Origin of the sequence: Herbaspirillum sp. C7C8 (assembly GCF_022627875.1) — a bacterium.
Lineage (GTDB): Bacteria > Pseudomonadota > Gammaproteobacteria > Burkholderiales > Burkholderiaceae_D > Herbaspirillum.
Map to the genome: position 1 here is coordinate 160,838 of NZ_JABXGG010000003.1, position 14,339 is coordinate 175,176.

Annotated in this window: 12 protein-coding genes; 8 read left to right on the forward strand and 4 right to left on the reverse strand. The window is 63.3% G+C overall.

Features of this window, described 5'->3' with window-relative positions; all coding sequences use genetic code 11:
- Window positions 1-147 precede the first annotated feature (147 nt).
- The 8 genes from minC to prmC all read left to right on the forward strand — a co-directional run bounded on the left by minC (window position 148) and on the right by prmC (window position 7,165).
- Window positions 148-921: a septum site-determining protein MinC gene (minC, locus tag HWE01_RS05305; RefSeq protein WP_241821244.1), complete on the forward strand. Its 774-nt coding sequence runs from the start codon at window positions 148-150 to the stop codon at window positions 919-921.
- A 72-nt stretch (window positions 922-993) separates the two neighbouring features.
- Window positions 994-1,809 (forward strand): septum site-determining protein MinD, encoded by an 816-nt coding sequence (minD, locus tag HWE01_RS05310; protein WP_008332778.1) that lies wholly within the window; start codon window positions 994-996, stop codon window positions 1,807-1,809.
- A 1-nt stretch (window position 1,810) separates the two neighbouring features.
- Entirely contained in the window at window positions 1,811-2,080 is a 270-nt protein-coding gene (minE, locus tag HWE01_RS05315; RefSeq protein WP_008332780.1) for a cell division topological specificity factor MinE, read from the forward strand.
- 122 nt (window positions 2,081-2,202) lie between these two features.
- Complete coding sequence (locus tag HWE01_RS05320) at window positions 2,203-2,931, forward strand: response regulator transcription factor (RefSeq protein WP_008332783.1); 729 nt, start codon at window positions 2,203-2,205, stop codon at window positions 2,929-2,931.
- A 269-nt stretch (window positions 2,932-3,200) separates the two neighbouring features.
- Complete coding sequence (hemA, locus tag HWE01_RS05325; RefSeq protein WP_008332785.1) at window positions 3,201-4,493, forward strand: glutamyl-tRNA reductase; 1,293 nt, start codon at window positions 3,201-3,203, stop codon at window positions 4,491-4,493.
- A 105-nt stretch (window positions 4,494-4,598) separates the two neighbouring features.
- Entirely contained in the window at window positions 4,599-5,678 is a 1,080-nt protein-coding gene (gene prfA / locus HWE01_RS05330) for a peptide chain release factor 1 (RefSeq protein ID WP_241821245.1), read from the forward strand.
- 159 nt (window positions 5,679-5,837) lie between these two features.
- On the forward strand, window positions 5,838-6,332 hold the full coding sequence (locus HWE01_RS05335; RefSeq protein ID WP_008332789.1) for a disulfide bond formation protein B: 495 nt from the start codon (window positions 5,838-5,840) through the stop codon (window positions 6,330-6,332).
- Window positions 6,332-7,165 carry a peptide chain release factor N(5)-glutamine methyltransferase gene (prmC, locus tag HWE01_RS05340; protein WP_241821246.1) on the forward strand — a complete coding sequence of 278 codons (834 nt, stop codon included), beginning with the start codon at window positions 6,332-6,334 and terminating at the stop codon, window positions 7,163-7,165. The genes HWE01_RS05335 and prmC overlap by 1 nt, the downstream gene beginning before the upstream one ends.
- Window positions 7,166-7,199: 34 nt before the next feature.
- Here the strand turns inward: prmC and HWE01_RS05345 are convergent, their stop codons facing one another.
- The 4 genes from HWE01_RS05345 to HWE01_RS05360 form a co-directional block, all read right to left on the reverse strand.
- Window positions 7,200-10,793 (reverse strand): indolepyruvate ferredoxin oxidoreductase family protein, encoded by a 3,594-nt coding sequence (locus tag HWE01_RS05345; protein ID WP_008332799.1) that lies wholly within the window; start codon window positions 10,791-10,793, stop codon window positions 7,200-7,202.
- A gap of 594 nt (window positions 10,794-11,387) precedes the next feature.
- Window positions 11,388-12,269: a phenylalanine 4-monooxygenase gene (gene phhA / locus HWE01_RS05350; protein WP_008332802.1), complete on the reverse strand. Its 882-nt coding sequence runs from the start codon at window positions 12,267-12,269 to the stop codon at window positions 11,388-11,390.
- 80 nt (window positions 12,270-12,349) lie between these two features.
- A complete protein-coding gene (locus tag HWE01_RS05355) occupies window positions 12,350-13,087 on the reverse strand; it encodes a GNAT family N-acetyltransferase (protein WP_241821247.1) in 738 nt (245 codons plus the stop codon).
- Between the two features lie 13 nt (window positions 13,088-13,100).
- Window positions 13,101-14,333 carry a multifunctional CCA addition/repair protein gene (locus tag HWE01_RS05360; RefSeq protein WP_241821248.1) on the reverse strand — a complete coding sequence of 411 codons (1,233 nt, stop codon included), beginning with the start codon at window positions 14,331-14,333 and terminating at the stop codon, window positions 13,101-13,103.
- Window positions 14,334-14,339 lie beyond the last annotated feature (6 nt).

Genomic DNA, 14,339 nt, shown 5'->3' on the forward strand with positions numbered 1-14,339 from the left:
TCGACACCCACTGCGCCCCATCCTTGCCTGCCGAAAACCCCCGCTCCACCGCTATCGCAGCCGCATCCAGCCTGTATAATGCACAGCCATCCCGGCTGGGAGGTCTGTATTTTTCTTCACTTTCCGCTGCATTGAACTACTGGATTTATGCAAAAAGCGCGCAAACCGATCGAAATCAAAATTTCCACTGTAGTTGCTATTTCAGCAATTCTGCATGAAACCGATCCGACTTCGCTGGAAAAAGCCCTGAAGGAGATGACTGGCGGCGTCGCCGATTTCTTCGAAGACGAATTCGCGGTGCTCGATATCGGCACCCTGGAGGCGACCGCCGCGGCGGCCATTGACTGGACTGCCGTGGTGGCGCTGTTCAAGCGCTTCCGCTTGAATACGGTGGCCGTGCGCAACGCGCCGGAAGAGTTGCACGGCGGCATCGTTGCCCATGGCCTGGCCATCGACAACTCGGCCGTGGCCGGTGCCGGTGCAGCCAACGCCCGTGCCCATGAAGCGGCCGCGCAGGAAGCCGCGCCGCCCGCACCGGTGACCGCTGCCGCGCCGGCTGCGCCCGCTCAGCCCGCTGCGGTGGCCAACACCATCGTCATCGATACCCCGGTACGCGCCGGCCAGCGCATCTACGCGCGCGGGGCCGACCTGGTGGTGCTGGCCGTGGTCAACAATGGCGCCGAGCTCATCGCCGATGGCTGCATCCACGTCTACGCGCCGCTGCGCGGGCGGGCGCTGGCCGGTGCGTCGGGCAATACGGCTGCGCGCATCTTCGCCGCTTCACTGGAAGCGGAACTGGTTTCCATTGCGGGGGTCTATCGAACCTTCGAGAACGGTCATGCACCGGAGCTGGCCGGCAAGCAGGTGCAGGTGCGCCTGCAGGGCGAACGGATCGACGTGCTGCCGATGTCGGCCGCGTAAGGCGACGGTGTAAATCATATAAACGAATCCAGCCGGAACCGCCGGCGTACTGTTCTTCTTAAGGAGTTTTTCGTGGCAAAAATCATCGTTGTGACTTCGGGTAAGGGCGGCGTCGGCAAAACGACGTCCAGCGCCAGTTTCGCATCGGGCCTGGCCATGCGCGGCCACAAGACGGCCGTGATCGACTTCGACGTCGGTCTGCGCAACCTGGACCTGATCATGGGCTGCGAACGCCGGGTGGTCTACGACCTGATCAACGTGATCAACAAGGAAGCCACGCTGAACCAGGCCCTGATCAAGGACAAGCACTGCGACAACCTGTTCATCCTGCCGGCCTCGCAGACCCGCGACAAGGACGCCCTGACCGAAGAAGGCGTGGAGCGCGTGCTGACCGACCTGGCCAAGATGGACTTCGACTACATCATCTGCGACTCCCCCGCCGGGATCGAGCACGGTGCGGTGATGGCGCTGACCTTCGCCGACGAAGCCATCGTGGTCTCCAACCCGGAAGTGTCTTCGGTGCGCGACTCGGACCGCATCCTCGGCATCATCCAGGCCAAGTCGCGCCGCGCCTCCTCGGGCGGCGAGCCGGTCAAGGAGCACCTGCTCATCACCCGCTACGCGCCCAAGCGCGTGGAAGACGGCGAGATGCTGTCCTATACCGACGTGCAGGAAATCCTGCGCATCCCCTTGATCGGTATCATCCCCGAATCGGAAACCGTGCTGCAGGCTTCCAACCAGGGCTCCCCGGCCATCCACATGAAGGATAGCGACGTAGCCCAGGCCTATCAGGACGTGGTGTCGCGCTTCCTCGGCGAGACCGTCGAGCTGCGTTTCACCAACTATGAAAAGCCGGGCCTCCTGCAGCGCATCTTCGGAGGTAAGTGACATGTCCCTGCTTTCTTTCCTGTTCCCCAGCAAGCCCAAAAGTGCGGTGGCGGCGAAGGAGCGGCTGCAGATCATCATCGCCCGCGAACGTTCCAACGGTCGCCAGGGTCCGGACTTCCTGCCGGCGCTGCACAAGGAACTCATCGAGGTGATTTCCAAGTACACCAAGGTCGACGCCGACGACATCAAGATCTCGCTGGACCGCCAGGGCAACCTGGAAGTGCTGGACGTGAACGTGGTGCTGCCCGACAGCGACGTACCGGCTGCCTGAGCAGGCAGGTGCGCCATCCATGCTGGAAAAGGGCAGCCGCGGCTGCCCTTTTTGCCAATGCGGTCCACCCATCCGGGGCGCTGCGCGTTGACTGCCTTTGACTGCTGCTCCGAACTGATGCGATGAAAATCGGAATTCTTTCCAGAGACGCCGATACCGTGACCCTGGTCACGCAACTGGCCGATCGCCATGACTGCCAGGTCTACAGCGGCGTGGAGGGCTTCGCAGCCGCCTGTGCCGAGCGCGCCAATCTGGTCGTGCTGGACCTGGACGACCTGCAGCGCCATCAACATGCGGTGACCATGCTGGTCCAGCAGCACCGCCCTCCGGCGGCGTCCAAGGCACGGCCGGTGGTGTTGCTGCTGTGTACGCCGGCCCACCAGCACTGGCTGCGCAATCTGCGCATGGCCGGAGCCGACGACTTCCTGGTCAAGCCGGTGGAGCGCCAGGAACTGGCCCTGCGGCTGGATCTGCTGTTGCTGGCTGCGCAACCCTATGAAGCCCCGCCCAGCGTGGTCGAAGCCGGTGGCTTCATGGTCGACCTGGCGCGCCTGCGCATCACCCATCCCGAGCGCCCCGGCCTGGACGCCACGCTCACCCGCAAGGAAGTCGAACTGGCACTGCTGTTCATGCAGCACCTGGGCCGCCCGCTGTCGCGCGCCTTCCTGCGCGAACGCATCTGGGGCGCCGAGCCGGATACGCCGACCCGCACCATCGATACCCACGTCTCGCGCATCCGCACCAAACTCAAGCTGCATCCCGGCAACGGCTACCAGCTGGCTACCGTCTACGGCTACGGCTACCAGCTGGAACGCCTGGAAGGGATGGAAGAACCGCACCCGTCGGCATAGGCCCCGGCAGCAAAAGCTCGGCCCAAGCTGTTGCCGCCGTGCACAGCCATCTGTGCCAAGCCTGATCCATGTCAGGGACATATACCGATTATCAGGACACGCCCCAACCCCTCATTGGGCAAAGAGTATAATTATTCCCAAAACCGGGGCCGAATCTGTCTGATTTTGTACGAATTGCATGACATCCTACGTTTTTCATTCAGTTTCGCAGCCATAGAAGTGTATTTTCCCAGCTCATCGGCACTGCTGCCTTACTAGTCGATTCTTTCATGAATTTGCTCGCCGTCGGACTCAACCACACTACCGCGCCGGTCTCGCTGCGCGAAAAAGTGGCTTTCCCTGCTGACCAGATCGGTCAGGCGGTGGCGTCCGCACGCGCATGGTTTGGCGGGCATGACAAGATCGTGGCCTCGGGCGAGGCGGCCATCCTTTCCACCTGCAACCGTACCGAGCTCTATGCCGCAGCGGCTGCCGGCCCGGATGGTGTGGAATTCGCCATCGACCGTACCGCGCAGTTCCTGGCCGAGTACCACCAGATTGCCTACGCCGACCTGCGTCCGTATCTCTACTCGCTGCCGCAGGACAATGCCGTGCGCCATGCCTTCCGCGTCGCCTCCGGGCTGGATTCGATGGTGCTGGGCGAACCGCAGATCCTGGGCCAGATGAAAGATGCGGTGCGCCAGGCCGACGCCGCCGGTGGTCTGGGCACTTACCTGCATCAGCTGTTCCAGCGTACCTTCGCGGTAGCCAAGGAAGTGCGCAGTACCACCGAGATCGGCGCACATAGCGTCTCCATGGCGGCAGCGGCGGTGCGCCTGTCGCAACGCATCTTCGATTCGATCTCCGGCCAGAACGTGCTCTTCATCGGCGCAGGCGAGATGATCGAGCTGTGCGCCACGCACTTCGCGGCCCAGAATCCCAAGACCCTGACGGTGGCCAACCGCACCATGGAGCGCGGTGAAACCCTGGCCCATCGGTTCAGCGGTCGCGCCATCCGCCTGGCCGACCTGCCGGCACAACTGGCCAGCTTCGACATCGTGGTCTCCTGTACCGCCTCGCAGTTACCCATCATCGGCCTGGGGCTGGTGGAACGGGCCGTCAAGGCACGCCGCCACAAGCCCATCTTCATGGTCGACCTGGCCGTGCCGCGCGATATCGAGGCCGAGGTCGGGCGCCTGGATGACGTCTTCCTCTACACCGTGGACGATCTGGCCTCGGTGGTCCAGAGCGGCGTGGAAAACCGCCAGGCGGCGGTGGCCCAGGCCGAAGCCATCATCGAAACCCGGGTGCAATCCTTCATGCACTGGATCGACAGCCGCGCCATGGTGCCGCTAATCCAGGACCTGCACGAAACCGGCGAGGCGCTGCGCCTGGCCGAACTGGAGCGCGCACGCCGCATGCTGGCCAAGGGCGAGGATGTGGAAGCGGTGCTCGACGCCCTCTCCAAGGGCCTGACCGCCAAGTTCCTGCACGGCCCGCAACAGGCCCTGCATCACGCCCAGGGCGAGCAGCGCAGCCAGCTGGTCTCGCTGCTGCCGCAACTGTTCCGCGCCAAGCGTTAGCGCCTTCCGCCCGGCCGGCCGCTGTCTGCGGCTGGCACCCTCGCGCCGTCGCCGACGGCTGCCGTCGTCCCCCTCGTTGCTGACCGATACTGACTTCCCGACCTCATGAAACCCTCAATGCTCGCCAAACTCGACCAGCTCGCCGAACGGCTGGAAGAGCTCAACAGCCTGCTGGCGCAGGAAGATGCCACCGCCAGCATGGACAACTTCCGCAAGATGACCCGCGAACACGCCGAACTGGGCCCGCTGGTGGCGCTGTACCACGACTATGTGCAGGCCAGTGAAGATATTCGCACCGCTGGCGAACTGCTGTCGGCCCCCGATATGAAGGCTTTCGCGCAGGAAGAAATCGACGCCGCCAGGGCGCGCATGGAGGCGCTGGAGCTGGATCTGCAGAAGATGCTGCTGCCCAAGGATCCCAATGATGAACGAAACATCTTCCTGGAAATCCGCGCCGGAACGGGAGGTGACGAATCGGCCCTGTTTGCCGGCGACCTGCTGCGCATGTACACCCGCTATGCCGAACGCCAGCGCTGGCAGGTGGAAATCGTCTCGGCCTCCGAATCGGAACTGGGCGGTTACAAGGAAGTGATTGCCCGCATCGCGGGCTTTGGGGCCTATTCGCGCCTGAAGTTCGAATCCGGCGGCCACCGCGTGCAGCGCGTGCCGGCCACCGAGACCCAGGGTCGCATCCACACCTCCGCCTGCACGGTGGCGGTCATGCCCGAGGCCGACGAAGTCGAAGATGTGGACATCAATCCGGCCGACCTGCGCATCGATACCTATCGTGCCTCCGGTGCCGGCGGGCAACACATCAACAAGACCGATTCGGCCGTACGCATCACCCACTTGCCTACCGGCATCGTGGTGGAATGCCAGGACGACCGCAGCCAGCACAAGAACAAGGCGCAGGCCATGAAGGTGCTGGCCGCCCGGATCAAGGATGTGCAATTGCGCGAGCAGCAATCCAAGGAGGCCGCCACCCGCAAGTCGCTCATCGGCTCGGGCGACCGCAGCGAGCGCATCCGCACCTACAACTTCCCGCAGGGGCGCATGACCGACCACCGCATCAACCTGACGCTCTACAAGCTCGATTTCATCATGGATGGCGATCTGGATGAGCTGACCAACGCCCTCATCACCGAGCATCAGGCCGAACTGCTGGCGCAACTCGGCGACGACTAGGGCCTGCGCTCAAAATTGCCTGCGCGGGCAGCATGCACGCAGGCAAGGACTTCTCTACAATCGCGTCATGGCGAAAAAGCCGGTCAGGTTTCCGCCTGGCTTTGCGCTCCGAAGGTCCCGATGCCGTATCCCCATTAATGAATCACTGAATCCTCAACCATGAAATCATCCAAAGCGGTTTTCCTGCTGGTAGCGCTGGTCTGCGCCGCCCTGCTGGGCGTTGCCATGTACCTGCAGATCGTCGAAGAAATGCAGCCCTGCCCGCTGTGCGTGATCCAGCGCTACATGTTCATGCTGGTGGGCGCCTTCGCCCTGCTCGGTGCCCTGATGCCGGAAGCGGCCCGCCGCGGCAGCGCCGGTCTGGGCCTGCTGGCCGCACTGGGCGGCGCCGGCACGGCGATCTGGCATCTGTACGTGAAGGCGCATCCGGGAGTCTCCTGCACCACCGATCCGCTGGAAACGGCACTCAACCAGTTGCCCACCGTCAAGCTGTGGCCGCAGATGTTCACCGCCGACGGCTTCTGCTCGGCGCCCTGGCCACCGGTGTGGGGCTTGCAGATTCCGACCTGGTCGCTGATCTGGTTCGGCGTGCTGGCGCTGGTGCTGGCCGTGCAACTGTTCAAGCGCGCACCGCGCACCACGATCTGGAAGTGATGGAGCCGCTCTCCAGCTATGCCGGCTGCACCCTGGCCACCGTACTGAAGACGGCGCCGCTGGATCCGCTGGAGAACCGCATCCTGCTGTGCCACGCGCTGCGCATCACGCGTGTGCAGCTGATCACCCAATCCGAGCGCCGTCTCACCGCCGACGAGTCGGTGCTGCTCACGGCCCTCTACACCCGCCGCCTGCGCGGCGAGCCGATTGCCTACATCGTCGGCCAACGTGAATTCTATGGACTGGATTTGCGCGTCACGCCAGATGTGCTGATTCCCCGCCCCGATACCGAGCTGCTGGTGGAACTGGCGATGGAAAGATTGCCGCAGGATGGCGCGCTGCTGGACATGGGCACCGGTTCGGGCGCGATTGCCATCGCCATCGCCCATACGCGGCCCGATGCGGTGGTGACGGCACTGGACGCGAGTGCTGCCGCCCTGGCCATCGCGCGCGAGAACGCCACGGCCAACCAAGTCCGCGTGACGTTGCTGGAAAGCGACTGGTACGCCGCGCTGCCCCGCGATCAGCGCTTTGCGGTGATTGCCTCCAACCCGCCGTATATTGTCGCAGGCGATGTTCATCTCTCGCGCGGTGACCTGCGTTTTGAACCGGTTGATGCGCTGACCGACCACGGCGATGGCTTGAGCGATCTGCGCAGCATCATCGATGGCGCGCCGGCGCATCTGCTGCCCGGTGGCTGGCTGCTGATGGAGCATGGCTATGATCAGGCTGCCGCAGTGCGCGGACTGCTCTGCGGCACCGGCTTCGCCGAAGTGCAGAGCTGGCGGGATCTGGCCGGTATCGAACGGGTCAGCGGTGGCCGCCTGGCCTGATCCGCTGACCGTTCCTGACCTCACCACAACTTTCTCAGGCGGCCCGCTTGCCGCCTCCTGGCGGCGAATGCGGCTGCTCAGACGATCCCTCTTCCAGCTGTGCCAGCAAGGCGGCCTGTTTCTGCAGGGCCGCTTTCAGATGGCGTTCCTTGACGTGACCGTAGCCGCGAATGTCTTCCGGAATCCGGGCCACGGCAATCACCTGCTCCAGGTTCTCGGGCGTGAGCCGCGCCAGCAGGCGTGAGAGCGTGGCGCGATAGTCGGTGATCAGGGCCCGCTCCTGCTTGCGTTCGTCGGTGTAGCCGAAGGGATCGAAGGCCGTGCCGCGCAAGAAGCGTAATTTCGCCAGTACGCCAAAGGCCGGCATCATCCAGCTGCCGAAAGCCTGCTTGCGCAGATGCCCCTTGTCATCGCGCCTGGCCAGCAGCGGCGGTGCAAGATGGAAGCGCAGCTTGTAATCGCCCTCGAACATGCCGGCGATCTTGGCGCGGAAGGCGGGCTCGGTGTAGAGGCGCGCAACTTCGTACTCATCCTTGTAGGCCATGAGCTTGAAGAGACCGGTCGCTACTGCGCGGCTCAGTTTGAGGCCGCGTCCGGCCTCACCCAGCGCGCTCTCGCGTGCACGCACTTCTTCCACGGCATCGCGATAGCTGCGCGCATAGGCGGCATTCTGGTAATCGGTCAGGAAGGCCACGCGACGTTCCACCAGTTCCTCCAGACTCGGCGTGCGCTTGAATTCGATCACCTGCGCCGTCATGCCGTTGCGGCCCGCAGCGGCCAGTACGAAGTCAACATCGTGCGCGGCCACGCGGCCCCAGGCGAAGGCCTGCTGGTTGAACTCCACCTGCAGCGCATTGAGCTCGATGGCGCGCAACAGCGCCGCTTCGGACAAGGGCACCCAGCCCTTTTGCCAGGCATAGCCGAGCATGAACATGTTGGTCGCGATGGCATCGCCCATGAGCGCCGTGGCGATGCGGCCCGCATCGATCAGGGACAGATTGTCACGACCACAGGCTCTGGCGATCTCGCCTTCGCTGGAGGCGGTGGGGAATTGCCAGTCCGGATTGCGCACGAAGGCAGCAGTCGGCATCTGCGTCGAATTGACCGCTGCATGGGTACGTCCCTCGCCCATCCGAGAGAGCGCATCGCGCCCGGCGGTGACGATGACGTCGCAGCCAATCACCAGATCGGCCATGCCGGTGCCCACGCGGGTGGACTGGATGTGGTCCGGGTCTTCGGCCACGCGAACGTGCGACATCACCGGCCCGCCCTTCTGGGCCAGTCCGCTCATGTCCAGCACGGAACAGGCACGCCCTTCGACATGGGCGGCCATGGCGATGATCTGGCCGATGGTGATCACGCCCGTGCCGCCCACGCCGGTGACCACGATGCCGTAAGGCTGGGCCAGACCCGGCAGCACCGGCTCGGGCAGCGTCGGCAAGGCCGGACCGGATTGTGCCTTGGCGCGCGCGGGCTTCTTCAACTGGCCGCCTTCCACCGTCACGAAGCTGGGGCAGAAACCGTTTACGCAGGAATAGTCCTTGTTGCAGGACGACTGATTGATCTGGCGCTTGCGGCCGAACTCGGTTTCCAGCGGCTCCACTGAGAGGCAGTTGGACTGCACGCTGCAATCGCCGCAACCTTCGCACACTGCCTCATTGATGACGGCACGCCTGGCCGGGTCGGGATAGGCATTGCGTTTGCGACGACGGCGCTTTTCCGATGCGCAGGTCTGGTCATAGATCATGGCCGACACACCCGGCTGCTCGCGCAGTTCGCGCTGTACCGCATCGAGTTCGCTACGGTGACGGATGGTCACGCCCTCGGCCCATTGGGTGCCGGCCGGATACTTGTCGGGCTCGTCGGTGACCACGATGATGGGCCGAACGTTTTCGGCCGCCAGCTGGCGCGAGATCATGGCCGGATCGAGCGGACCATCGAACTCCTGGCCACCGGTCATGGCCACGGCATCGTTATAGAGGATCTTGTAGGTAATGTTGACCTTGGCCGCAACCGAGGCGCGCACCGCCAGCAGACCGGAATGGAAATAGGTGCCATCCCCCAGGTTGGCGAAGACGTGTTTCTCCGTCGTGAACGGCGCCTGCCCGACCCAGGTCACGCCCTCGCCACCCATGTGGGTGAAAAGCTGGGTCTCGCGGTCCATCCAGGTGACCATGTAGTGGCAGCCGATACCGGCCAGGCCACGGCTGCCCTCGGGCAGTTTGGTGGAGGTATTGTGCGGACAGCCCGAGCAGAAATGCGGTATGCGGTCCTTGTCGGGATCGGGCTTGCTGCTGATATTGAGGGCGGCTTCCTTGGCTTCGAGATAGGCCACGCGGGTGCGTACGCGCTGCTCCACCGGATGGCCGGCGAAATAGCGCGAGATGCGCGTGGCAATCGCGCGTGCGATCTGCGCCGGATTGAGTTCATAAGTGGCCGGCAGCAGCCAGTTGCCATGGCCTTCGCGCTGCGAACCGCTCCACTCGCCGGTGTCATCGAATTTGCCGACCACACGCGGACGGACATCGTCGCGCCAGTTGTAGAGTTCTTCCTTTAACTGGTATTCAAGAATCTGACGCTTCTCCTCGACCACCAAAATCTCATCCAGACCCTGCGCGAATTCACGCACACCTTCGGCTTCCAGCGGCCAGGTCATGCCGACCTTGTAGAGGCGAATACCGATGTCGGCCGCGACCTGTTCATCAATGCCCAGATCTTCCAGCGCCTGTCGCGTATCGAGATAGGACTTGCCGGCGGTGATGATGCCGATGCGCGCACGCGGGCTGTCCCAGATGATGCGATTCAACTTGTTCACGCGCGCATAGGCCAGCGCGGCATACCACTTGTAGTTGATCATCCGCGCTTCCTGGCCCAGCACGGTGTCGGGCACGCGGATATTGAGGCCATCGGGCGGAAGTTCGAAGTCCGGTAACTGGATCTTCACGCGCTCCGGATCGATCATCACCGACATGCCCGATTCGACCAGGTCGGTCACGCATTTCATCGCCACCCACAAACCGGTGTAGCGGCTCATGGCCCAGCCATGCAGGCCGTAGTCGAGATACTCCTGCACCGAGGACGGATAGAGCACCGGAATGCCGCAAGCCTTGAGGATATGCTCGCTCTGATGTGCAGCGGTGGAGGACTTGGCGGCGTGGTCATCGCCGGCAATCACCAACACACCACCATGCTTTGACGTGCCGGCCATGTTGGCGTGCTTGAAGACGTCACCGCAGCGATCCACCCCCGGGCCCTTGCCATACCACAGCGAGAACACGCCATCGTATTGCGCACCCTTGAAGAGATTGACCTGCTGCGTGCCCCACACGCTGGTGGCGGCCAGGTCTTCGTTCATGCCGGGATGGAACCTGATCTGCCTGGCTTGCAGGTATTTGCGCGCCTTCTCGGCGGTCTGGTCCACCGAACCCAAGGGGGAACCGCGATAGCCGGTGATGAAGCCGGCGGTATTCAGTCCGGCGCGTTCATCGTATTGCCGCTGCAGCATCGGCAGGCGGATCAGCGCCTGGATGCCGGTCATGAAGACGCGGCCGCGCTCCAGCGCATATTTGTCATCCAGGGATACATCGTCCAGCAGCAGGCGTTGCCCGGCGGGTAGGGGTGCGTTCATGTGGTCTCCGTGCCAAAAATCTTGTTTTTGCCTTGCACATGCCCCCGTCAGTGACGCGCCATGCAGTGTCGCCGCAGGACTACGCCGGTCTGTCGGGAATCGGGAACACCTCGGTCTTGTGGATCGGGTGTCTTCAAGTTGTAGTGTCAAGTTAGCACAAGGGTGACCGGCCCGCTACGCGCGCCGCAGCAGGGTTTCCGGGCCGTTTTGGCATGCAGGAAACACTTTCCGCAAGTCCTGCGGCGTTTGGCAGGATGCAGAGAAGAAAATGCCGGAAAGCTGAAAACAACAATATTTCCGGCTGAAAAAAAAGGGCGGCAAGCGGCCCAAGTGTTACAAGCAAGACGCGAATGTAACAGCCCGTAAAAGCCATTGGAACGGCCCGGTGGCTGGCGTTTAATAGACCTCACTTGAACAGCGATTGATTGGTATCCGTTACTGTGCAAGGTTCCTCCCCTCTAGTGTTGAAAGCACCACTAGCTCGCGGATCCGGCCTCCCCTGTCGGATCCGCTTTTTTTATGTGTGATTGTTCCGGCCACGAAAAAGCCGGGCGCATGGCCCGGCTGTGCTGGAGGTGTGCTGCACTGTCGTCGTCAGCGGTTGGGGGCGAAGCTGGTCTCGCCCGGCAACAGCGTATTGGCCGGCAAAGCTTCCTGCTGCTTGAGCCTTTCATAGAGCGGCGTGAAGTCCGGCGCGGTATCGTTGAAAAGCTGCTCGAAATCCTTGATGACGAAATAGGTCTCCTGATAGGTATCGATCTTGTAGAGCGTGCGCATGATGCGCTCCACTTCAAACGGCACGCGGCGCGGCTGGTCGCTGGAGAGGCAATACTCGACCTCGCCGCCCGAGGACAGGATGCCGGCGCCATAGATGCGCAAACCCTCCTTGCTCTGGATCAGACCGAACTCGATGGTGTACCAGTACAGGCGCGCCAGGTAGGCCAGGCCGTCGAGCTTGAGGGCCTTCAGGCCGCCCTTGCCGTATTCCTGCAGGTGATTGGCGAAGACGGGATTGAACAGCAGCGGCACGTGACCGAAGAAATCATGAAACAGGTCGGGCTCGACGATGTAATCGAACTCGTGCTCTTCACGCAGCCACACCGTGACCGGGAAGCGGCGATTGGCCAGGTGCTCGAAGAAGGTGTGATCCGGCACCAGACCGGGCACAGCCACCAGTTGCCAGCCAGTGGCCTTGTAGAGCGCTTCGGTAGTGCGATCAAAGCGCGGGATGCCTTGCGAGACATCGAGGGCCTTGAGGCTGTCGATGAAGACATCGCAGGCGCGGCCGGGAATGAGCCGGGCCTGGCGTTCATAGAGACGACGCCACAGCGCATGCTGGGCCGGCGTGTAGCTGTCCCAGTTCTGGGCCACGACGTAGTTGGCGTCGGCCTGGCTGTAGTCGCCGCGCAAGGCGCCGCTATCGGACTTGGTGGCGACAGTGGCGAAGAAATCATCGGTGTTGGGATTGGTGCTCATGGCATACCCGTTATCAAAGTGAGGCGCATATTATGCGCTCCCTGCAGGGGATGGTCATGTGCGCTTGCGCAAGAAGCGCGTCAGGCAGAGGGCGGTGGCGCGCCGTCGTCCTTCTTCTTCGCGCCGATGCCGGTCACGCGCGCTCCCCATTTCAACAGGGCCTTGAAGTTGGCCTTGACGATGTAGTCCAGCATGGCGACCTGCTCTTCCAGCGCTTCCTGAAACACGGTGGCCGAATTGGCGGGCTTGATCTTGAGATAGGCATCGGCCTCGCCGTAGTCGCGGTGGATCTCCATGCCGGCCTTCTTGGCGATGTGCATCATCACCTTGTTCGACGAGAGACAGTGCATGTACAGCGTATCGACGTCGGCATTGCGACAGTGCATCGACGCCCGCATGAACAGGCGCGTGCCAACACCGAGCCCGCGCGCGGCCGCCGTTACCGACACCCCGAACTCGGCCACCACCGGCTTGATGGTGGCACCGCTGATGCGCGTACTCTCCTTGGGCGCAAAGGCCAGGTGGCCCACACCCAGAAGACGCAGGCGGCGATCATACACACCGAAGACGGTATCGCGTTCGAAGTTGATGCCTTCCACGTAGCGCGTGACCATCTCGTCGGAGAGCTTGGAACCGAAACGCAGCAGGCGGTCCTTCTCTTCCAGCGCGAGGAAGTGGCGCAGCAAGTGGCGACGCGCGCGCGGCGAGAGTTCCTTGACGAAGACATTGGGCTTGTCCGGCTTCTCCTCATGCGCTTGCGGTGGCGCCCCATGCCGGCCACGCAGGCGCTGCAGAAACCGGGACAGGGGATGGCTCATGGTGCAGTCTCCCTCAAGGCTGTGCCGGACGATGCTGCTCGACGTAAGTCGCCACCTGCGCCGTACGCGCCGCCAGGATGGCATCGGCAATGCGCTGCGGCTGGGTCTGCTGCTGCGCGATGGCACCGGCATCGATGGCGCTGGCGGCCTGCAACGCGCCTTCCAGATAGGCCGCCTGCGGGAAGGGCTGCAACTCCAGTCCGGTGCGGCCACGATGATCGCATTCCGAGGCGCGCAGCATGTCGAGGAAGCGCTGCGGTTTGCGGAAGGCGTCACAGCGTGCGAAGAACTTGACCAGGGTATCGGGACGCATCTCGAAGCAGCGTCCCACATTGCCATGTTCGCATGCGGTCATGAGTGCCAGATCGCGGCACTCGCCGGGGACTTTCAGGCGCGCACAGACCTGCTCGACAAGCCGCTCGCTGCGCGCTTCATGACCATGATGGCGCGGCCAGATCTCGGGCGGCGTGGTGCCTTTGCCGAGGTCGTGCAACAGCGCGGCAAAACGGATCGGCAATGAAAAATCCTGCGCGGCAGCCCAATCAACCACCAGCATCACATGGACGCCGGTGTCGATTTCGGGATGCCACTTCTCCGGTTGCGGCACACCCCACAAGGCATCCAGTTCGGGCAGGATGCGCTGCAAGGCACCGCAGGCGCGCAAGACCTCGAACATGCGCGAAGGCTTGTGCTCCATCAATCCGCGCGACAGTTCCTGCCAGACGCGTTCAGGCACCAGGGCATCCACCTCGCCCTCTTGCACCATGCGCTGCATGAGCGCATTGGTTTCCGGGGCCACCGTGAAATCGGCGAAGCGCGCCGCAAAGCGCGCCACACGCAGGATGCGGACCGGGTCTTCGACGAAGGCGTCAGAGACATGGCGAAATACGCGCGCCTCAAGGTCGGCACGACCGTGATACGGATCGACCAGGGTACCATCCTCATCCTGCGCCATCGCATTGATGGTGAGGTCACGGCGCGCCAGATCGTCTTCCAGCGTCACATCGGGCGCGGCGTGAAAATCGAAGCCCTTGTAACCGGGCGCGGTCTTGCGCTCGGTGCGGGCCATGGCATATTCCTCGTGGGTCTCGGGATGGAGGAACACCGGGAAGTCCTTGCCCACCGGGCGGAAACCCAGTGCCAGCAACTGCTCCGGCGTAGCACCGACGACCACGTGGTCGCGGTCCTTCACCGGCAGGCCCAGCAAGCCGTCGCGCACTGCGCCGCCGACGGTGTAGGTCTTCATCGGCTG